Below are 20,904 nucleotides of genomic sequence, written 5' to 3'. Positions count from 1 at the left end.
CCGGGGCGGCCGGTCCGCCCCGGGTTCACCCGCCGCACTGCTTGAGCAGCGCCGCCCGGTCCGGCTTGGTCACCGCGAGCTCGTACTTCTCGGCGACCTGCGCGAAGCGGACCGCGTAGGCGCACCGGATCTTCTTGTTCGGCGGCAGCCAGGTCGCCGGTCCGGAGTCGCCCTTGGAGGAGTTGGCGGAGCCGTCGGCCGGTACGAGGTTGAGGGGATCGTTGGCAAGCCGCTGCCGCTTCTTCTCGTCCCAGCGCGAGGACCCCATCTGCCAGCTGTAGGAGAGCGGCACAACGTGGTCGATCTGCACCTCGGCGGCGTCCTGCTTGCGCCACTCGATGGTCTTGGCGGTGTACGGGTCGGCCAGCGTCATGGAGATCACCACGCAGTCCGAGCCGGACTTGAACTTCACGTCCTGGCCGTCGCGCTGGAGCACGTCGTTGCGGGTGTCGCAGCCGTTCCTCGCGAGCGGCACGCCGTCGGCCGTGTCCATCCAGGCGTACCCGAACTCGTCCCGGTCGTAGCCGGTCTTCGGGCCGCGGCCCTTGGTGTCCAGTTTCCCGATGAGCTCGCGGGCCGCGGACCGGTCGGCGTCGGCGGTGACGACGGCCAGGCCGGGCTTGGTCCCGTCCGGGTTCTTCAGCGGGCTCACGGCGGGCCCGGCGGCGGGTTCCGCTTCGGCGCCGCTGCCGCCGCTGCCGGCCGCCGTCCGACCGCTGTCCTCCAGCTCTTCGCACCCGCTGACCAGGGCCAGAGCCAGTGCCGCGCCCGCGGCCCATCCGGTTCGCATCCTGCCGTACCGCGCCATGCGCGCCTCCCCTTGCTGTTCGTCCGTACCACGGTAGCGAGAGAGAGGTCCAGACCAAATGGTGCCTTAAGAGGCATACGGCCCATTTGGGGCGTAACGTCGAAAAGAGTTACGTCTCGGAAGGAGCAGCTGCATGGGCTTCCTCGACAAGGTCAAGAGCATGGCCGGCAAGAACCCCGACAAGTCCCGGAAGATGTCGGACACCGCCGAGAAGCAGGTCAACCAGCGGACCGGCGGCAAGTACGAGAAGCAGGTCGACGCCGCGCAGCAGCAGGCCGAGGACAGGTTCGGCATGGGTAAGCGGGGCAACGACCAGCGCTGACGCGCCCAGTGGCGTGAGGCGGTCCGCGGTGCCGCGGACCGCCTCCGCCGCTGTCTACGACCCCAGCACCGAGGTCAGGAACTCCCCGACCCACGCCAGCAACTCCCGCCCGACCAGCGGCTTTCCACCGACCTTGGCGGTCTTCGGACGCGGCACCAGCACCTGGTGGGCGGTCGTCTTGATGACCGTGCCGGGGTAGAGCCGCTTCAGCCTGAGCTCCTGCGACTCCCGCAGCTCGACCGGCGCGAACCGGATGTTGTTGCCCTGAAGCACGATCTCGCCGACGGCGCACGCCCGCGCGAGCATCCGCAGCCCCGCCACCAGCAGCAGGTTCTCCACCGGCTCGGGAAGTTTGCCGTACCGGTCGACGAGTTCCTCGCGGACCGCCTTGATGTCCTCCTCGCTGTTCGCGGAGGCGATCGAGCGGTACGCCGCCAGCCGCAGCCGCTCGCCGGGGGCGTAGTCGTGCGGGACGTGCGCGTCGACCGGCAGCTCGATCTTGACCTCCAGCGGCGGTTCCTCCTCCGCGCCGCCCTCCAGCGCGGCCCGGTAGTCGGCCACCGCCTCGCCGACCATCCGCACGTACAGGTCGAAGCCGACGCCCGCGATGTGCCCGGACTGCTCGCCGCCGAGCAGGTTGCCCGCGCCGCGGATCTCCAGGTCCTTCATGGCCACATACATGCCCGCGCCCATCTCGGTGTGCTGGGCGATGGTGGCGAGCCGTTCGTGCGCGGTCTCGGTCAGCGGCTTCTCCGGCGGGTAGAGGAAGTACGCGTACCCGCGCTCGCGCCCGCGCCCGACCCGGCCGCGCAGCTGGTGCAGCTGGCTGAGCCCGAAGTTGTCGCCGCGCTCCACGATGAGGGTGTTGGCGTTGGAGATGTCGATGCCGGACTCGACGATCGTCGTCGAGACGAGCACGTCGAACCGCTTCTCCCAGAAGTCGACCACGACCTGTTCCAGGGCCTGCTCGGACATCTGGCCGTGGGCGGTGGCGATCCGCGCCTCGGGCACGATCTCGCGCAGCCGGGCCGCCGCCCGGTCGATGGACTCGACCCGGTTGTGGATGTAGAAGACCTGGCCCTCGCGCAGCAGCTCGCGGCGGATGGCGGCGCCGATCTGCTTCTGCTCGTAGGGGCCGACGAAGGTCAGCACCGGGTGCCGTTCCTCGGGCGGGGTGGTGATGGTGGACATCTCGCGGATGCCGGTGACCGCCATCTCCAGGGTGCGGGGAATGGGCGTGGCGGACATGGTCAGTACGTCCACGTTGGCCCGCAGCTTCTTCAGCTGCTCCTTGTGCTCGACGCCGAACCGCTGCTCCTCGTCGACGATGACCAGGCCGAGGTCCTTGAACTTGGTCTCGGAGGAGAACAGCCGATGGGTACCGATGACGACGTCGACCGACCCCTCCCGCAGCCCCTCCAGGGTCGCCTTCGCCTCGGTGTCGGTCTGGAACCGGGAGAGCGCTCTGACGTTGACGGGGAACTGCGCGTACCGCTCGCCGAACGTCCCGAAGTGCTGCTGCACCAGCAGGGTGGTGGGCACCAGGACGGCCACCTGCTTGCCGTCCTGCACGGCCTTGAACGCGGCCCGCACCGCGATCTCGGTCTTCCCGTACCCCACGTCACCGCAGATCAGCCGGTCCATCGGGACCGTCTTCTCCATGTCGTCCTTGACCTCGGCGATGGTGGTGAGCTGGTCCGGCGTCTCCGCGTAGGGGAAGGCGTCCTCCAGCTCCCGCTGCCAGGGCGTGTCGGCCCCGAAGGCGTGCCCGGGCGCCGCCATCCGCGCGCTGTACAGCTTGATGAGATCGGCGGCGATCTCCTTGACCGCCTTCTTCGCCCGCGCCTTGGTCTTGGTCCAGTCGGCGCCGCCGAGCCGGTGCAGCGTGGGGGCCTCGCCACCGACGTACTTGGTGATCTGCTCCAGCTGGTCGGTGGGGATGTAGAGGCGGTCGCCGGGCTGTCCGCGCTTGGCCGGCGCGTACTCCACCACCAGGTACTCCCGGGTGGCGCCCTGCACGGTGCGCTGCACCATCTCGATGTACCGGCCCACGCCGTGCTGCTCATGGACGATGTAGTCGCCCGCCTCCAGGGTGAGCGGGTCAATGGTCTTGCGGCGCCGGGCCGGCATCCGCGCGCCCTCGCGCCCGGCGGCCTTCTGCCCGGACAGGTCGGTCTCGGTGAGCACGGCGAGCCTGAGCCCCGGCTCGACGAACCCGTGGTCGATCGACCCGCAGGCCACGTGCACGACGGACGGGCTCAGCTCGCCGAGCCCGGCCGACCTGGCGTCGGGGATGTCGAGCCGGGCCGCGATGCCCTCCCCGCCCAGCACTTCCACCGTGCGGGCGGCGGTGCCGTGCCCCTCCGTCACGTACGCGACCCGCCAGCCGTCGGCCAGCCAGCCCTTGGTGTCGGCCAGCGCCTTGGCGGTGTCGCCGCGGTAGGTCTCGGGCGCGTGCATGCCGAGCTTGAGGGTGTCGGCGTCCTCGGTGGCGTCGTCGGCCGCGAACGGCGACACCGACCACCACATCATGCCCAGCTCACGGGCCCGGTCCCGGACGTCCGCGAGGGACCACAGGGAGGCGGCGTCGACATCGATCGGCGCCTCGCCGCCACCGGCGGTGGCCGCCCAGGACGCCTGGAGGAACTCCTGGCTGGTGGCGACGAGATCGGCGGCCCGGGTCCGCACCCGCTCCGGATCGCAGACGACGGCCATCGCGCTGTCCGGCAGCACGTCGAGCAGCAGCTCCATCTCGTCGACGAGTACCGGCGCGAGGGACTCCATGCCCTCCACGGCGATCCCCTCGGCGATCTTCCCGAGCAGTTCCCCGAGCTCCGGATGCCGCTCGGCGAGCGCGGCGGCCCGCTCCCGGACCTCCTCGGTGAGCAGCAGCTCCCGGCAGGGCGGCGCCCACAGCCCGTGCTCGGCGACCTCCAGGGACCGCTGGTCGGCGACCTTGAAGTACCGGATCTCCTCGACGTCGTCGCCCCAGAACTCGACCCGCAGCGGGTGTTCCTCGGTGGGCGGGAACACGTCCAGGATCCCGCCCCGTACGGCGAACTCCCCCCGCTTCTCCACCAGCTCCACCCGCGCGTACGCGGCGGCGGCGAGGGCGGTGACGACCTCCTCCAGATCGGCCGTCTGCCCGCTGCGCAGCGCCACCGGCTCCAGCTCCCCCAGCCCCTTGACCTGCGGCTGGAGCACGGACCGCACCGGCGCCACGACGACGGAGACGGGTCCCGTCTCCGGGTCGTCGGCCCGCGGGTGGACGAGGCGGCGCAGCACCGCGAGCCGCCGCCCCACGGTGTCGCTGCGCGGGCTGAGCCGCTCGTGCGGCAGCGTCTCCCAGGACGGGTACTCGACCACGCCCTCGGACGGCAGCAGCGAGCGCAGCGCCGCGGCCAGGTCCTCCGCCTCCCGCCCGGTCGCCGTGACGGCGAGCACGGTGCGGCCCGACTCACGGGCCAGCGCGGCCACCGAGAAGGGCCGGGCCGCGGGCGGTCCGACCAGGTCGACATGCGTGCGGTTGCCGTCACCGGCCGCCGCGATCGCTTCCGCGAGGGCGGTGTCCTTGACGACGGCGTCGAGCAGACCGTGCAGGCTCATGGAGAGGCTTTCCGTCCGAACTGTGAATCCCGGGATGGACCCGGGTGGACCTTGGGTGGACAACACGAAGGGCCCGACACGCGGCGCGGGGCGGGGGTGTCCAGGGTACGTCGCCCCGCCGGGCTTCACCCGTTGGAACGATCCGCTGCGTCGGATGGCCCAGAACACCGAAAGGCCGATGGCCACTGTCCGGCCACTACAGATGAAGGCCGGGGAATCCCGTCGACGGGCGCGTTCAGCCCCGGCGGGTGGCGCCGTCCGGCCACACCACGTCCACGGGAACACCCGCAGCCCGCGCTGCCAGGACGGTGTCGGCTGTCCCGCCGCCCTTGCCGGTGGGCGGTTCGCCGTTCCATACGGCGACCAGCCGGTCGGCACGTTCGACGAGTACGGCGTTGGCGGCCTCGTACGCCTGCCGGTCGGCCGTCTCGTTCGGGAGGACGATGACTTCCTCGGCGGCCTCGACAAGCCGGTCGAAGAGTGCGGCATGGGCCGGCTTGACCTTGTTCTGGCGGTAGTCCCGGGAGGGGATGACAACGGTGAGCCGTCCACCGGCGGCGAGGACCGTCTCGGCGAAGAGGGAGTCAGCGCCCTTGGCGATGCAGGAGACACCGACGAGGTCGCCGTCGTCGACGTACGGCTTGAGCAAGTCGTCCAGGGCGACACGGACCAGAGACACGCTGCCCTCCGTCAAGTCCATGTGCCCGGTCACCGCGAGGGTCGTCATGGGGCGGCGCCCACAGCCCGTGCTCGGCGACCTCAAGGGACCGCTGGTCGGCGACCATGAAGTACCGGATGTCCGATCTCCTCGACGTCGTCACCCACCGCCGTAGCTCGATCACTACGCCCCGAGCACGTCCATCAGGTGGTCGTCCAGGTCGGCCGCCCAGGTCTCGCGCCGCCAAGGTCTCAGTTCCCGCCGTGCTCGCCGCAGCCGGAGCGCCGGCACCCGGCCGCCGGTGTCGGCCACCGTGGCCACGCACTGGTGGAGGAGTTCGGCTGCCGCTCGCGGTTCGCCGAGCCGGACCCGTGCCAGTGCCTGATCGGTGGTGATGATGGCCCGTTGTACCTGCTCCCGGGGAGCGACCAGCGCACCGGCCGCATGGGCGAACCGGTCGTGTGCCGCCGCCGGGTCGCCGACATACAGTTCGCAGACGCCTTCGAAGCCTCGCAAGTGTGCCGTCGAGAAGGCTGTGGGCACCGGGTCTCCGGGGTGATCCGCGTCCATGTCGTACCAGGCAAGCCTCAGGGCGGCGGCTGTTTGGCGGCCCTCTCCGGCACGGGCGGCGAGTTCGGCCTGCAAGGCGTGCGCGCGAGCCCGTACCAGCGTGCTCTCCCCGGTGTGTGCCGCCCGTACCGCTTGATCGGCCAGGCACCTGGCGCCGTCGAGTCCCTGGGCCGAGTAGAGGGTGACTAGCGCGTGACTCATGTGGACCCCGGCCCGCGTCCACGGCTGATCGAGCAGCCCTGCCTCCCGGGTGGCCTCGGTGTACAGCGCTCGCGCCGCGGAGTCGTCCCGTGTCTCGAAGGCGAGCCTGCCGGCCAGCGCGGTTCCCGCGACCACGATCGTCCGCAGCCGAGCGACGAGTGGCTCAGGAACCGGGACCGGGCCGGTGAGGAGGCGCCTGGCAGCTTCGACCGCGGGGGCGAGCAGCAACTGGAGACGCACCATCGGGAGTGAGCCGACCTCCGCGTTGACGTCCGCGACGACCGAGGCAAGCCCCACGAGCGTGTCCTCATCGGTCCGCGTCGGGTCGGCCAGGGCGGCAGTGAGGTCGGCGCGGACACCGGGCGCGAGAAGTGCGAGCATCCCGCCGCCGTCATCGGTCACCGCCCGGAGAAGAGTGGTGCGCAGCTCGGTGACGCGTGCCTCGCTCTCGCCCAGAAGGCCGAGGGCGTCCAAGTAGTGCGCGAAGTCGGAGCCGGCGCCAAGAGCGGTCTCACCGGCAGGGGTGCGGGCGTAGACGTGGGCGAGGAGCAACTGGTACCGCTCGTCCGGCCGGGTCGGCCTCCCGGACTCCCAGCGGGCGACCGAACGCTGGACGCCGACCACGTTCGGGAGCGCGGGCTGACGCAGTTCGGCAGCGCGCGAGATCACTGCTCGGGCCAGACCGGCCAAGGACAAGCCACGCCGTTTGCGCAGCGCCTTCAGTGCGGCCGCCCCTGCGGCCCTGTCGTCCATGTCCTCATGGTGGAGCAGAGGACCGGCTAAACGGGCACGACCAGATGAGGTTTCCCCTCATCGTGTGTGTACGTCAACGTCTGCCAGGTCCCCGACTGTGTCTGTCCGACCCGGGGGAAGCCGATGGTCATCGAACTGCGGTCGACCATCCACCGGTTCCGCGCGTGGTAAGCGGCCGTGTTCAGCTCCGGGGCTCGCAGCTGAACCACTTCCGCGATGCGGTCGCGCACTCGGGCGATGGCCTGCCGTGCCTCTTCGGGCTGCTGGTCCACGACACCGGGAACGACCACGGTCAGTCCGGCCCCGGTGTTGCGCGCCAGCCAGAGCAGGGCCAGGGAGTCGATGCCTTTCGCGCCGCCGACGTAGAAATGGGCACAGTTCGCGAAGGGTCCGAGGTACTCGCCGAACAGGCCGGCGTACTCGGTGCGGCTCCGGTGTCCGGTGCTGCGCGTGCCGGTGATGGTCATCGAACGTTCCGACAAGATCGACTCCGTGTCACAGGTTGTCATATCCCCGGTGTCGCGCGCCCTTGAGACCGTCTGTAGGCGGACATCGACGATCCGATTGCCAGGGTCGTCGGCCCACCGCATCCCGCCACGGGAGAACCCGCAACCGCACAAGCGGCACGGGGCATGGCCGACACTGCGAGGAGCGACGCTTTGAAAGACCTTATCCGCACGGTTCTGCGATGGCTGAGGACCGTTGCGCCGGAGCCGTCTGTCCGGCGCGGGCCCGCGAGCCCGGAGGGCGCCCCGATCAGGGCGGTGCCAGTGCCGGTTCCGGTTCCGGTTCCGTACAGCCCGGCGTGGGTGCTGCCACCCGCCAGTTGGACGGCCCCGCAGACCACGGGAGCTGGCCGGTGAGCGTCGCCGAGGCCGACTGGCAGCGCGCCTACCGGCTCTGGTTCGAGCACGCCCGCGGGTGCGAAGTGTGCAAGCGGGGCGCCACCGTAGCGCAGGGGTGCGACGAGGGTCAGGAACTGTGGGGCGGCTACCGGCTCGCACGGGTCGGCGGGGGTCGGCAATGGCCATGACCATCCGGGTGTACCGGGTCGATCCGCGGACCGGTGCGCGCACCCAGGTACGGGGCAAGCGGACCGTGACACCCGGCACCTTGCCGGAACTCTTCAGCCGGTATCCGCCGTGCGCCTGCCCCCGCTGTCGCTGACGTCCCTGTCAGTCCTGTCCGTCGGAGAGCGGCAGCAGGACGCGGAAGGCCGGGATGGCCACCGCGGCGACGACCAGGTGCATCACCATCAGGGCGATGACCGCGCCCCAGCTCGTGCCGGGCTGGTCGGAGGTGCCGAGGAGGATGTCCGGGATGAAGGTGATGAGCAGGATCACCGGTATCCAGGTGCGCAGCACCCGGGCGGGGTGCGCCGCGCGGGCCCGGACCAGGGCCCAGCCGCCGGCGCCGGCCAGTACGCCGACGACGGTGAGGAAGGCGTAGTCGGACAGGTGGAGCTGCTCGAAGTCGTCGGAGGCGCCGGCCGCGTGGGCGATCGCGGCGACGGCGGCGTTGAGGGCCACGGCGACGACGGCGGTGGCCACCAAGCCCCCGGCCACGACGAGCCCGCCGGGGCGGACGCGGCCGGTGGGGCGGGCGATGGGCTGTCCGTTCACGGTGTACTCCTCAGCTCGGTGGAACCGTCCGCCCTCGGCGCACCGGCGGCCCGGCGCCGCGCGGGTGTCATGCGCTGAACGTAACGACCGGTCGCGCTGCGTCTAACTGATCGCCGGGAACCCATCCCCTCGGCACCCCCCGGACGTCCCGAACGGGCCAGCGCCCCGTCCCGCCACGGCGCGTCCGGCACCGGCGCGCGACGGCGCCGGGGAGTCCGTGACTCCCCGGCGCCGTTCCCCCGTGTCCCCCGTACACGGTGGTCTTCAGGAGGTGGCTACTCCGTGGCGATCGCGTTCAGTACGTTCATGCGGCCCGCGCGGAACGCCGGGATCAGCGCGGCGAACAGGCCCACGAAGGCGGAGGCGACGAAGACGCCGGTGATGGTCGGCCAGGGGATGTCCAGGACGTTCAGGCCCTCCAGGGCGAGGAGTTTCTGGGCGGTGGTGCCCCAGCCCATGCCCAGGCCGAGGCCGAGCAGGGCGCCGAAGAGGGCGATGACCACGGACTCCAGGCGGATCATGCGGCGCAGCTGGCGGCGGGAGAGGCCGATGGCCCGCATCAGGCCGATCTCCCGGGTGCGTTCGACGACCGAGAGGGCCAGCGTGTTCACCACGCCGAGCACCGCGACGATGATCGCCAGGGCGAGCAGGCCGTAGACCATGTTCAGCAACTGGCCGATCTGGTCCTTCAGTTCCTGCTTGTAGTCGGTCTGGTCGCGGACCTGGTACTGCGGGTAGGCGTCGAGGGACTTCTTCAGGGCCGCGTACGCCTGGGCCTCCTGGCCGTCCGCCGCCTTCGCGAACATGATCGTGTTCGGCGGCACGGCGGCGGCCGGCACGTACTTCCGCATCGTCTCGATGCTGAGGTAGCGGGCGCCCTGGTCGATCGCCGTGTCGTCGTCGGTGATGGCGGCGACCTTCAGCTTCGCCGTCCGGCCGCCTTCGAAGGCGACGGAGATCGTGTCGCCGACGCCCACCCCGTGCTTCTTCGCGTAGTCCGAGCCGACCGACATCGCGTCCGTGCCGTACGCGGCGGACAGGTCGCCGGCCGTGGTCGGGCGGCGCAGGTCCTCGGCGTAGGTGGCGTCGGCGGCGGTGACGCCGTCGTCGTCCTTCTTGCCGTCGGGGGAGGTCAGCGTGGCGTCGAGCATCTTGTAGCGGGTGACGTGCGCCAGGCCCGGCGTCCGCTCCATCGCCTGTTCGGCCCCCGGCACGATCCGCTGGTTGCCCTCGACGATGAAGTCCGCGCCGACCGACTTGTCCAGCTCACTGGTGGCCGAGGCGACCATCGAGGAACCCACCACCGACAGGCAGGCCACCAGGGCCAGGCCGATCATCAGGGCCGCGCCGGTGGCGCCGGTGCGGCGCGGGTTGCGCAGCGCGTTGCGCTCGGCCAGCCTGCCGACCGGGCCGAAGACCCGCAGCAGTACCGCGCTGAGCACCCGGACCACCACACCGGCCAGCAGCGGGCCGATCACGACGAAGCCGATCAGGGACAGCACCACACCCGCGCCGAGCAGCGACGCGCCCTCGCTCGCCCGGTCCGCCGTGCCCGCCGCGTACAGCGCCGCGCCGCCCGCGCCGGTCAGGACCACGCCGATCGCGGCGCGGACGCGTCCCGCCCTGCCGTCGGCCGGGGTGCCGGCGTCGCGCAGCGCGGCCATCGGGGAGACCTTGCCGGCCCGGCGGGCCGGGAGGTAGGCGGCCAGGACGGTGACCACGACGCCGAGCACCAGGCCGACCACCGGGGTGGCCGCCTTCACGGTCAGGTCGTCCGTGGACAGGTTCATGCCCGCGGCCGACATCAGCTCCATCAGCCCGACCGCGATGCCGACGCCGGCCGCGACACCGAGTACGGAGCCGACGATGCCGAGCAGCAGTGCCTCGATCAGGACCGAGCGGTTGACCTGGCGGCGGGAGGAGCCGATGGCCCGCAGCAGGCCGATCTCACGGGTGCGCTGGGCGACCAGCATCGAGAAGGTGTTGATGATCAGGAAGATGCCGACCAGGAACGCGATCCCGGCGAAGCCGAGCATGGCGTACTTGATGACGTCCATGAACTCGCCGACTTCCGAACGGCCCTCGTCGGACGCCTCCTTGGCCGTCTGGATCTTGTAACCGGAGCCGCCGCCCACAGCCCGCGCGACGTTCCGCTTGAGGGTCGCGTCGGAGACCCCGGCCGCCGCCGTCACGTTGACTTGGTTGAACCGGCCCGTCCCGCCCAGCAGTTGACGCTGTGCGGTGGCGGTGTCGAAGTAGACCACCGCGGCACCGGGGTTGGTGACGGTGAAGGCGGCGATGCCGACGATCCGCGCCTTGAAGTCGCCGGTCTGCGCGATGGTGCGCAGCTCGTCACCGATCTTCAGGTCGTGCTTGTCGGCGGTGTCCGCGTCGACCATCGTCTCGGTCGGGCCGCGCGGGGCGTGCCCCGAGGTGATCTCCATCGACCGCAGGTCGTTCTTGGTCCAGTTGCCGGCGATGGTCGGGGCGCCGCTGGTGGCGCCCACGTTGTCGTTGTCGGCGTCGACCACGGTCACGTTCATCGAGAAGACCGCGCCCTCGGCCGACTCCACGCCGTCCGCCGACCGGATCGTCGAAAGGGTGGCCGCCGGCAGCGACAACGGCACGCCGTTCTGCGGGGTGTCCTCGTCCGCCGCGTCCTTCGGGGCGACCGACACGTCGGCGGAGCTGACCGCGAACAGCTTGTCGAACGTCGTGTTCATCGTGTCGGTGAACACCAGCGTGCCGCACACGAACGCCACCGACAGCAGCACCGCCACCGCCGACAGCGCCATCCGGCCCTTGTGCGCGAAGAAGTTGCGCATCGACGTCTTCAGCATGGTCATGACGTACGCCCCCGGGCATCGAAGTCCTTCATCCGGTCCAGGACTGCGTCCGCGGTCGGGCTGCGCATCTCGTCGACGATGCGGCCGTCGGCCAGGTACAGCACCCGGTCCGCGTAACTGGCCGCCACCGGGTCGTGGGTGACCATCACGATGGTCTGGCCCAGCTCGTCCACCGACCTGCGCAGGAAGTCCAGGATCTCCGCGCCCGCCCGGGAGTCGAGGTTGCCGGTCGGCTCGTCACCGAAGATGATCTCCGGCCGGGCGGCCAGCGCCCGCGCCACCGCCACCCGCTGCTGCTGACCGCCGGAGAGCTGGGTGGGCCGGTGCCCCAGCCGACCGGCCAGCCCCACGGTGTCCACCACCCGGCCCAGCCACGCCTTGTCGGGCCGGCGGCCGGCGATGTCCATGGGCAGCGTGATGTTCTCCAGCGCGTTCAGCGTCGGCAGCAGGTTGAACGCCTGGAAGATGAAACCGATCCGGTCCCGGCGCAGCCGCGTGAGCTTCTTGTCCTTCAGACCGGTGATCTCGGTCTCGGCGAGGTGGATCTGCCCGGAGGTGACGGTGTCGAGCCCGGCGAGGCAGTGCATCAGCGTCGACTTGCCCGACCCCGACGGACCCATGATCGCGGTGAACTCCCCGCGCGCTATGTCCACGTCGACGTGGTCCAGGGCGACGACCCGGGTCTCCCCCGACCCGTACGCCTTCACGACCTGCCGCGCCCGCGCGGCGACGGCCGTACGTCCTCCAGTGCTCCCGTGCGCGGGAATGGTCACGGCCGATGTCATGGCAAGTCTCCTATGTCGGTCATCGAATGAGCCGCCGGTGCCGGCGGCGAGCAGTGCGCTTACGTGGTGACGGAGAAGAGTCTGGCCGCCTGCGGTACCCGTCCGCGATGGTGTTCAGCGCAGTCTTCTCCGGGGGCAAACCCCACCCCCGCGGGTCCGGTTCACCGCCCCCCAGCGGTGTAGGACCAGGTTAAGGACCGCACGGGGCCACTCTCGTCCTCCGGCGGTACGAACCCTCCCCGAGCCGTAGTACGGAGATACCCCTAGGGGCAGTCCACCCTCCGGTGGACCGCGTCTCAGGGTCGCCCTCCACCCTCGGACGCACCCGGCCTCCACCCGGCCCGCGTCCTCCCGCCGCGTCGGCCTCAAGTGCGAAGCTGATACCCCCAGTTGAGGAGGGTTCCCGGGTGGACGGCACCAAGGACGCGACCCGTGACACCGCGCGGGCCGGCGGCAGCGGCCGGCGCGGACCGGTCGTCGCCGCGCTCATGCTGGCGATGGCACTGGCGGCCCTGGACTCCACCATCGTGTCCACCGCCGTCCCGCAGATCGTCGGCGACCTCGGCGGCTTCTCCGTCTTCTCCTGGCTGTTCTCCGGCTATCTGCTGGCCGTCACCGTCACCCTCCCGGTGTACGGCAGGCTCTCCGACACCTTCGGCCGCAAACCCGTACTCGTCGCGGGCGCCGCCCTCTTCCTGCTGGGCTCGCTGCTGTGCGCGCTGGCCTGGAACATGGCCGCGCTGATCGCCTTCCGCGTCGTGCAGGGCCTGGGCGGCGGCGCGCTCCAGGGCACGGTGCAGACCCTCGCCGCCGACCTGTACCCGCTCAAGGACCGCCCGAAGATACAGGCGCGGCTGTCCACCGTATGGGCGGTGTCCGCGGTCGCCGGACCCGCCGTCGGCGGACTGCTGGCCTCCTACGCCGACTGGCGGTGGATCTTCCTGGTCAACCTGCCGGTCGGCGCGGTCGCCCTCTGGCTCGTCGTCCGCCACCTGCACGAGCCGCGCCGGGAGAGCGACGGCACGCGCCCGCGTACCGACTGGGCGGGCGCGCTGACCGTGTTCGGGTGCGGCGGCGTGCTGCTCACCGCGCTGGTGCAGGGCGGGGTGGCCTGGCCCTGGCTGTCCGCGCCGTCGCTCGCCCTGTTCGGGACCGGAGCGGTCCTGCTGGCGGCCGTCGTGGCCGTCGAACGCCGGGCCGCCGACCCGATCATGCCCGGCTGGGTGTGGCGGCGCCGCACGATCGCCGCCGTCAACCTGGCGCTCGGCGCGCTCGGCCTGCTGATGGTGGCGCCCACGGTGTTCCTGCCGACGTATGCCCAGTCGGTACTGGGTCTGGCGCCGGTGGCCGCCGGGTTCGTCCTGTCGGTGTGGACGCTGAGCTGGCCGGTGTCGGCGGCGCTGAGCCAGCACGTGTACCGCAGGATCGGCTTCCGCGACACCGCCCTGCTCGGCATCGGCACGTCCGCCCTGATCCTGTTCGCGTTCCCGTTCCTGCCGTATCCCGGCGCGGCCTGGCAGCCGGCCCTGCTGATGCTGCTGCTCGGCGGCGCGCTCGGCCTGTTCCAGCTTCCGCTGATCGTCGGCGTGCAGTCGACGGTCGGCTGGTCGCAGCGGGGCACCGCGACCGCGTCCGTGCTGTTCTGCCGGCAGAGCGGCCAGACCGCCGGGGCGGCCGTCTTCGGGGCGATCGCCAACGGGGTGCTGGCCGCGCGGCTCGGCGGCGCGAGCGACCTCGACTCGGTGACCAGGGCGCTGGACGCGGGAACCGGCACGGGAGCCGCGGCCGGAGCCGGGGTGGCGGACGAGGCCCTGCGGCGGGCCGTCGCCGAGGCCGTGCACGCCGTCTACCTCGGCGCGGCGGGGGCGGCGGCGCTGGCGTTCCTGGTGCTGCTGATCCTCGCCCCGCGCAAGTTCCCGGTACTCACGGACTGAACGGCCGGGCTGAACGGCCGGATTGAACAACCGGGACCGGGCGGCCGCGGCGGGCGGCCGGACCGAACGAACCGGAATCCCGGGTTTTCCACATACCGACCACTCAGTTTGGGGAAAACCCCACACGTCCCACAACCGGCCGGTAGCGTGCGAGCACCGCACCCCCCTCTCCCTGCGGTCCGTCCACAGCGGACCCGAGCCTCGCAAGGAGCAGCACGGGATGTCCCATGACCCGTACACGTCACCGCCACCACCACCACCACCAGTGCCCGCCTTCCTCACCCCCGTACCGCAGGACAGCGCGACACTCCGCCTGCCCTCCATCCGCGCGCGCGGCGACGTACGCGCCCTGCGCACCGCCTACCGCAGACAGCGGCGGGTCGCCACCTTCGCCGCGCTCGGCTACTTCCTGGTGTTCCTGTGCCTGGCCGCGTTCGCCCCGTCGGCACTGACCGGTGACATCACCGCCGGCCTGCCCCTCGGCATGCTCCTCGCCCTGCTCCAACTGCCCGTCACCTGGCTGGCGATCGTCCTGTACGAGCACACCGCGCGGCGCCGCGTCGACCCGCTGGTGGACCGCATCCGCAAGGCGAGCGAAGTGGACGCGCGACGGGAGGCGCGCCGATGACCGGCTTCAGCGAGAGCGCCCAGGCGATGTTCCTGGTCGGGTTCTCCGCCGTCGCCGCCATCACGCTGCTGCTGTGCGTGATGACCGGCCCCGACCGCGACGACCTGGACGAGTTCTACACCGGGTACGGCTCGCTCTCCGCACTGCGCAACGGACTGGCCATCGCCGGCGACTACATCTCCGCCGCGACCGTGCTCGGCACCGGCGGCGTGATCGCCCTGTTCGGCTTCGACGGGGTGGTCCTCGCGCTGAGCACCGCCCTGTCGCTGCTGCTCCTGATGTTCCTGATGGCCGAACCGCTGCGCAACGCGGGCCGGTTCACCATGGGCGACGTCCTGGCCCGCCGGATGACCGGCCGCGCGGTGCGGGTCGCCGCCTGCGCGGTCACCCTGGCCGCGCTGGTCCCGATGATGCTGGTGCAACTGGCCGGCACCGGACAGCTGATGTCGTTCCTGCTCGGCTTCAGCAGCGAGTCGCTCCAGACCGGCTGCGTCATCGGAGTGGGCGCGCTGATGATCAGCTACGCGGCGATCGGCGGCATGAAGGGCACCGCCCTCATCCAGATCATGAAGATCGTCATGCTGCTCGGCTCGGGCGCCGTGGTCACCCTGCTGCTCCTGTACCGGTTCGACTGGAACCCGGCCAGCCTGTTCAACGCCGCCGCCCGCAACAGCGGCGCCGGGCAGGCGTTCCTGCACCCCGGCCTGGAGTACGCCGCCGGCCCGCAGCCCGGCCTGGACATGCTCTCCTCGCAGCTCGCCGTCGTCCTCGGCGGCGCCTGTCTGCCGCACGTCACCATGCGCATGTACACCGCCTCCAGCGCCCGCCAGGTACGCCGGTCGATGTCCTGGGCGGTCTCCCTGACGGCCCTGTTCGTGGTGGTCGTCACCGTGGTCGCGTTCGGCGCGACGGCGCTGGTCGGGCGGGAGACGGTCGCCGAGACCGACGCCGCCGGCAACTCGGCCTACCTGCTGGGCTCCCGCGCCGCCTTCGGCACCGACGTGACGATGGTGGAGACCTTCCTGTTCACCACCGTCGGCACCGCCATGTTCCTCACCCTGCTCGCCTCGGTCGCCGGCATGATCCTGGCCTGCGCCAACTCCCTCGCCCACGACGTCTTCGCCACCCGGCCCCGCCCGCTCACCCCGCGCCGGGAGATGACCATGGCCCGGCTGTCCGCCGTCGCCGTCGGCATCCCCACCATCGCGCTGGCCGTCCTGGTGCAGCACCGCAGCCTCCAGCCGCTGGCCACCCTCTCCTTCTGCCTGGGCGCCTCGGCCCTGTGCCCCGCCCTGGTCTACAGCCTCTTCTGGCGCCGCTACACCCGCACCGGCCTGCTGTGGACCCTCATCGGCGGCAGCCTCGTCGTGCTCGCCCTTACCCCGGGCACCAGCCTGGTCTCCGGCACCCCCGTCGCCGCCTTCCCCGACGCCGACTTCAACTGGTTCCCGTTCACCACCACCGGCCTGGTCTCCATACCCGCCGGCTTCGCCTTCGGCTGGCTGGGCACCCTGCTCTCCGGCCGGAAACCGGCGGAGGAACAACGCGCCCGGTACGAGGCCCTGGAGGCGGACCTCTACGCGGGCACCGCACGCGGAGGTCCGGCCTCCTGACCGGGGCGACGGTGCCGGCGGGTCACTCCACCGCCCGCCCCGTCAGCGCGCTCAGCCGGCCGCGGACCTGGTCCAGCTGCGCCTGCACGTCGTCCCACCGCTCCCCGTGCTCGCGCAGCACCCGCTCCGTCTCCCGGGCGATCCGCTCCCCGTCCGCCCGGGCCCCGGCGACCAGCTCGGCCGCCCGGTCCCGCGCCTGTTCCGGCCGCCGCCGCGCCGACTCCTCGGCGGCGGCCAGGTCCTGCTCCGCGCCGGCCAGCTCCCGCTCGGCGCGGTCCAGCAGCTCCGCGTGGTGCGCGTCCAGCGCGGCGGCCCGCTCGGCGTCCTCCCGCTCGGCCGCGGCCCACCGCGCCTCGTGCTCCCGGGCCTGCTCGGCGAGCATCCCGGAGGTGCGCCGCCGCATCTCGCGCAGCGCGCCCAGCACCTCACCGCGCCCCGCCTTCACCTCGCGCCGGGCCCCGATCCGCAGTTCGTCGGCCTCGGCCCGCGCCGCGAGCAGCCGCTGCCGGGCCCGCTCATCGGCCTCGGCGCGCACCGCGTCGGCGTACGCCCGTACGGACTCCGTCACGCCCGCCGCGTACGCCCGCGCCTGAGCCACCAGGCGTTCGCCCTCCGCCCGCGCCCGCTCGCGCACCGCGTCGGCCTCCTCGCCCGCGGCCCGGAACAGATCGCGGGCGCCCGCGCCGAGCACCTCGTAGTCCTGCGGGGCCAGCCCGGCCACCGTCTCCCGCAGCGCGGCCAGCTCCTCCGCCATCTCCCGGGCCAGCACGGTGAGCCGGGCGGCCCGCTCCCAAGCGGCGTCCCGTTCCTCGAAGAGGACCGCGGCACACGCCTCGACCTGCTCGGGACGGTAGCCACGTCCCCGTACGGGGACGAAGCCTCGGGGCGGCATCGGTGCGGTGCTCATGTCCGCACATCTTTATAGATGTGACGTAAGTGCTCATAACGCGACACTCCGGGCACATGGGGAAGGACCGGGCTCCTCCCGACCCATCCAGGAAGCCCGGCCCATCCGGAAAGCCCGGCCCATCCGAGAAGCCCGGCCCCTCACGACCGGCGGGGGGCGCTCAGCCGCGCCGCGTCACAGCAGCCCGCGCCACAGCAACCCGCGTCACAGCAGCCCGTCCCACATCTCCTCCAGCAGCACCGACCACCAGCTCTCCGGCGAACCGAGCGCCACCGCGTCCAGCGCGGCCAGCTGGGCCTGGAAGTCGACGGTCCAGCGGCCCGCCTGCTCCTGGTTCAGCCCGTACCGCAGCCGCCACATCCGCCCCAGCAGCGCCAGAGCGCGCGCGAACTCCGGCAGCCCCGTGTTCACGAACTGCGGCGGCACCGGCGCACCGCCGGGACCGGCCTCCACCGGCACCGCCACGATGTTCGCCGTGCCGTACTGCACACAGATCGCCTTGCCGAAATCACTGCCGACGACCAGGTACGAACCGGCGTCCGAGGCCGGCCGCACCCCCCGCTCGGCCGCCAGCTCCGCCAGCGTCGGCACCGGACGGCCCGGCTGCGCCTGCGCCCAGAAGAACGGCCCCATGTCCACCGGCAGCCCCGCCACGACCAGCGTGTGCGCCACCACCGGCGGCACCCCCTGCCGGGACACCGCCGCCTGCTCGAACCGGAACACCCCCGGCCCGAACGCCGCCGCCAGCTCCTGCGCGATGCCCTCCGGCGGCAGCGGCGGGGCCGGCGGCACCGACGGCAGCGGCGCCCGCACCGGCGCCGGCCGCGCCGGGCCGTCCGCGACCTGATGCAACTCGCCCTGATGACTGATCAGCTGGGCCATGCCCTGCTGCCGGCTCGCGTGATCGGTGCCGTACGGCGCGATCGACGTGATCCGCGCCTGCGGCCACTGCTCCCGGATCATCCGCGCGCAGTACGCGCCCGGCAGCTCACAGGACTCCAGCTCGGTGTGCAGCTCCAGCACCTGGTCCGGCGGCACGTTCATGGCCCGCAGCTCGTGGTAGATCTGCCACTCCGGATGCGGGGTGCCCGGCGCGGACCGCCGGATCAGCTGCTGCTCGGAACCGTCCTGCGCGCGGTAGCGCAGCACCGCCTGGTACCCGGGACCGACGGTCGGCTGCCCGGCGGGCCGCGGCGGATACCCGTACGCCGGAGGCGGCGACGAAGGCGGTACGGCACCCTGCGGCACGCCGGGGGCAGGCACGCCGGGGGCAGGCACGCCGGGGGCGGGCGGGGGCGTGCCGGGGCCGCCGACCGGGGGCGCGGCCAGCACGGTGGGGACGTGGTGCACGCCCGCCTGACCTCCTGCGGCGCCGGGCGCGCCGGGGGGCGCGGGAGGATGCGGTACGCCGGGAGGCGGCGGCGTGCCACCGGGCCCGGCGAGCATCGTGGCGGCTTGGTGGACACCGCCGGGCGACGCGCCGCCGGGGGCGCCGGGGACACCTGGCGCGTGCGGCGGCTGCGGGCCCGCAGCCGGCATCGGCGGCGGCGCGGACGCCGGCGAGGGCGCACCCGGCACCGGCGGCACCGACGGACTCCCGGGCGCCGGCGCCGTTGCCGCCGCGCCGACCGGCCCCCCGGCCGTCCGCGGCAGCCCGCCACCCCGCGTCAGCTTCGCCGTGCCGGCGTCCTGAATCGCCCCGGGCGGCTCCGCCGCGTCCCTGCCGCCGACGTCGGCCACGCCGGCGGCCTCGTCGTCGTCCAACTGCGGTGCGAACACCGTCTCCGGCAGCGGCACGGAGCGGTCCTCACCGCCGTCCCCGTTGGTGTCCGTCCCGGCCCACGGCGTCGCCCCGGGCGGCACGACCGGCGCACCGGCCCCCGCACCACCGCCCACGCCCGCCGCATCCATGCCCTCGGTACCCTCCGCGGCCGGCCACGCCGCACCACTCACCGGAGCGGCCCCCGCGGAAGCCGACCCGGCCCCGGACACACCGGACCCGGACCCGCCAGTTGCATCAGCCCCGGCGACCGGCTCCGGATCCGCCGCGGCATCCGCCGCCCCGCTCCCCCGCCGCCGGTCCGCGATCCCCAGCTTGTCCGCCGCCTCCTGCAACCACTGCGGCGGAGACAACAGGAACGACGTCTGGTTCAGATCCACCCGCGCCGCCGCCGGCGCCGGCCCCGCGACCGCGCCGGCCCGCCCGTACTCCTCCTCGTACCGGCGGATCACCTCACCCACCGGCAGCCCGGGCCACAGCGTCGCGTCCCCGCTGTCCCGGGCGATCACCAGCCGCGGCGCACCGCCGTCCGACCGCGGCCCGTCCGCCCGGTCCTCCGCCCACACCACGAACCCGAGCCCGAACTCCCGCACCCGCACCTCCCGGTGCTGGTACGCCGGCACGTCCCCGTTGACCCATTCCTCGGCGCGCTCCTGCGCCTGCGCGAACGTCACCATCTGTCAGCTCACTCCCCGGCCACCGGAACGGCCCGCGCGAACCCGCCGTCCACCATCAGATCCGCCACCGTCTCCAACTCCGGCGGCGAACCCGCCAGCCGGGACAGAAACGCGTCGAAATCCGCTCCGCACGGCAGCAGCAACCGCTCCGCCCGCTCGGCCGGCGACCACCCCGGATCCACATCCCGCGCGTCGTCGTAGGCGCAGAACCACACCGAACCGGCCCGCTCCCCGCGCACCTTCACCGCCAGCAGCCCGCCCTGCACGAACGCCACGCACAGATAGTCCTTGGTCAGATGGTCCCGCAGACACTTGTTGACGTAGACCAGGTCATTGACCGCCGCCTCCTCACGCACCGTGAAGAACGGCTGATCCACCAGCAGCCCCAACTCCGCGTCCAGCGCCGTCCCCACCGGCGCACAGCCCCCCGCCGCCTTCAGGAACGACCGGTACCCGCCCGGCAGCCGGTACCCGAGGTCTTCCTCCACCCCCAGCACCTGCTGCTCCGTCACCGCCACCCCCGACTTCGGCAGCCCGAAATGCGCCGGCCTCGTCTCCTGCAACGGCCGCGTCCCCCGCTTGCCCTGATCCACCGCCGCCGTCGCGATCCCGCCGTGGTGCCGCAGCAACGCCTTCACCTCGACCGGCACCAGCTCGAGCCGCCGCGACCCCACCACGTGATGCCACGTCCAGCCGTGCGGCGTCGCCACCGCCGGCACCGTGTCCCACAACGCGTGCCCCGACGCCGCCAGCGCCGCGTTCGCCGACACGTAGTCCGTCAGCCGCAGTTCATCGACCCCGAAACCGCCCGGCGGCTCCGCCACCTCCGCCGCCGCCCGCGCGTACGGCGAGAAATCCGGGAACCCGCTCCCGTCCACCCGTACCCCGCCCGGGTGCCGCGCCGCCCGCACCGGATCCGGGAAATGCACGACCTGCCCGGCGTAGGCCGCGTTCGGCGGCACGGCCCCTCCCCCGGCCTGACGGCCGGGAGGAACCCCCAGCCCGAGCCGACCTGTCGTCATGGCGGTTGCCCCCTGCGGCATATGTCCGTCGATGGTCCGTGGATCGCCCGCGCACTGCCTGGATCACCCCATCGCACGCGGTGCCGACAGCCTATGCGGTACGCCGACACCGGTCACCGGCACCGGCGCCGCGCCCCGCCGCTTCCGTGACCAGCCGTCACGCACCGGTGAC

The 20,904-nt window shown here is 72.6% G+C and carries 16 protein-coding genes; 5 read left to right on the top strand and 11 right to left on the bottom strand.

Annotation, left to right across the window (positions count from 1 at the left end):
• Positions 1–25: 25 nt before the first annotated feature.
• Positions 26–808, bottom strand: coding sequence for an HNH endonuclease family protein (locus AB0G32_RS02225; protein WP_361156872.1), 783 nt, complete (start codon positions 806–808; stop codon positions 26–28).
• A 133-nt stretch (positions 809–941) separates the two neighbouring features.
• Between AB0G32_RS02225 and AB0G32_RS02220 the strand changes: the two genes are divergently transcribed.
• Complete coding sequence (locus AB0G32_RS02220) at positions 942–1,130, top strand: antitoxin (RefSeq protein ID WP_361156870.1); 189 nt, start codon at positions 942–944, stop codon at positions 1,128–1,130.
• A 54-nt stretch (positions 1,131–1,184) separates the two neighbouring features.
• Here AB0G32_RS02220 and mfd read toward each other — a convergent pair whose 3' ends face one another.
• The 4 genes from mfd to AB0G32_RS02200 form a co-directional block, all read right to left on the bottom strand.
• Positions 1,185–4,736: a transcription-repair coupling factor gene (gene mfd / locus AB0G32_RS02215; RefSeq protein WP_361156867.1), complete on the bottom strand. Its 3,552-nt coding sequence runs from the start codon at positions 4,734–4,736 to the stop codon at positions 1,185–1,187.
• A gap of 235 nt (positions 4,737–4,971) precedes the next feature.
• A complete protein-coding gene (locus tag AB0G32_RS02210; protein ID WP_361156864.1) occupies positions 4,972–5,463 on the bottom strand; it encodes a hypothetical protein in 492 nt (163 codons plus the stop codon).
• Between the two features lie 114 nt (positions 5,464–5,577).
• Entirely contained in the window at positions 5,578–6,918 is a 1,341-nt protein-coding gene (locus AB0G32_RS02205) for a hypothetical protein (RefSeq protein WP_361156862.1), read from the bottom strand.
• Between the two features lie 26 nt (positions 6,919–6,944).
• Complete coding sequence (locus AB0G32_RS02200; RefSeq protein WP_361156860.1) at positions 6,945–7,385, bottom strand: hypothetical protein; 441 nt, start codon at positions 7,383–7,385, stop codon at positions 6,945–6,947.
• A 338-nt stretch (positions 7,386–7,723) separates the two neighbouring features.
• Between AB0G32_RS02200 and AB0G32_RS02195 the strand changes: the two genes are divergently transcribed.
• A complete protein-coding gene (locus tag AB0G32_RS02195; protein ID WP_361156858.1) occupies positions 7,724–7,951 on the top strand; it encodes a hypothetical protein in 228 nt (75 codons plus the stop codon).
• A 142-nt stretch (positions 7,952–8,093) separates the two neighbouring features.
• On the opposite strand, the gene AB0G32_RS02190 is transcribed toward AB0G32_RS02195, so the two are convergent.
• From AB0G32_RS02190 to AB0G32_RS02180, 3 genes are all read right to left on the bottom strand, one after another.
• Positions 8,094–8,540 (bottom strand): DUF6069 family protein, encoded by a 447-nt coding sequence (locus AB0G32_RS02190; RefSeq protein WP_361156856.1) that lies wholly within the window; start codon positions 8,538–8,540, stop codon positions 8,094–8,096.
• Between the two features lie 275 nt (positions 8,541–8,815).
• Complete coding sequence (locus AB0G32_RS02185; protein ID WP_361156854.1) at positions 8,816–11,386, bottom strand: FtsX-like permease family protein; 2,571 nt, start codon at positions 11,384–11,386, stop codon at positions 8,816–8,818.
• Complete coding sequence (locus AB0G32_RS02180) at positions 11,383–12,171, bottom strand: ABC transporter ATP-binding protein (RefSeq protein ID WP_361156852.1); 789 nt, start codon at positions 12,169–12,171, stop codon at positions 11,383–11,385. Before AB0G32_RS02180 ends, AB0G32_RS02185 begins: the two co-directional genes overlap by 4 nt.
• Positions 12,172–12,578: 407 nt before the next feature.
• Here AB0G32_RS02180 and AB0G32_RS02175 point away from each other — a divergent pair, with 407 nt between their 5' ends.
• The 3 genes from AB0G32_RS02175 (at position 12,579) to AB0G32_RS02165 (ending at position 16,346) form a co-directional block, all read left to right on the top strand.
• Positions 12,579–14,105 carry an MFS transporter gene (locus tag AB0G32_RS02175; RefSeq protein WP_361156850.1) on the top strand — a complete coding sequence of 509 codons (1,527 nt, stop codon included), beginning with the start codon at positions 12,579–12,581 and terminating at the stop codon, positions 14,103–14,105.
• Positions 14,106–14,325: 220 nt separating this feature from the next.
• Positions 14,326–14,733: a DUF485 domain-containing protein gene (locus tag AB0G32_RS02170; protein ID WP_361156847.1), complete on the top strand. Its 408-nt coding sequence runs from the start codon at positions 14,326–14,328 to the stop codon at positions 14,731–14,733.
• A complete protein-coding gene (locus AB0G32_RS02165; protein WP_361156844.1) occupies positions 14,730–16,346 on the top strand; it encodes a cation acetate symporter in 1,617 nt (538 codons plus the stop codon). Before AB0G32_RS02170 ends, AB0G32_RS02165 begins: the two co-directional genes overlap by 4 nt.
• A gap of 22 nt (positions 16,347–16,368) precedes the next feature.
• On the opposite strand, the gene AB0G32_RS02160 is transcribed toward AB0G32_RS02165, so the two are convergent.
• From AB0G32_RS02160 to AB0G32_RS02150, 3 genes are all read right to left on the bottom strand, one after another.
• A complete protein-coding gene (locus AB0G32_RS02160) occupies positions 16,369–17,253 on the bottom strand; it encodes a cellulose-binding protein (protein WP_361156842.1) in 885 nt (294 codons plus the stop codon).
• A 204-nt stretch (positions 17,254–17,457) separates the two neighbouring features.
• Entirely contained in the window at positions 17,458–19,710 is a 2,253-nt protein-coding gene (locus AB0G32_RS02155) for an SUKH-4 family immunity protein (RefSeq protein ID WP_361156840.1), read from the bottom strand.
• An 8-nt stretch (positions 19,711–19,718) separates the two neighbouring features.
• The gene (locus tag AB0G32_RS02150) at positions 19,719–20,732 is read right to left on the bottom strand and encodes an SMI1/KNR4 family protein (protein ID WP_361156838.1); all 1,014 of its coding nucleotides are present in this window, start codon (positions 20,730–20,732) and stop codon (positions 19,719–19,721) included.
• Positions 20,733–20,904: the final 172 nt, after the last annotated feature.

It is taken from the genome of Streptomyces sp. NPDC023723, from assembly GCF_040639815.1.
In the GTDB taxonomy this organism is placed as follows: Bacteria; Actinomycetota; Actinomycetes; order Streptomycetales; family Streptomycetaceae; genus Streptomyces.
Note: the sequence above shows the minus strand (reverse complement) of the source record. Positions and strands in the feature narration are given on the sequence as shown.